This is a genomic window from Blautia sp. AF17-9LB, from assembly GCF_003479185.1.
In the GTDB taxonomy this organism is placed as follows: Bacteria; Bacillota; Clostridia; order Lachnospirales; family Lachnospiraceae; genus Fusicatenibacter; species Fusicatenibacter saccharivorans.
The window spans coordinates 352-573 of the sequence record NZ_QUGU01000052.1; positions in this window are offsets into that span (position 1 = coordinate 352).

Sequence of the window (222 nt, forward strand, 5' to 3'; positions counted from 1 at the left end):
CCAGTTCTTCCCATACAGATTCATACACTTCGACCAGATAGCGGACAGCAGAACGGTAAATCTCCAGTGTCTGGCGGATTGGAATATTCTGTTTTCGTAATTCTACACCATAACTGGATATGATTTTCATTCGCTTTTTCCTCCGGGTTTTAACGGGATTTTTCCTTCTGCCCTTCTATGTAAGCAAGTACCTGTTCACGGCTCCGGTCACTGACCGTTACA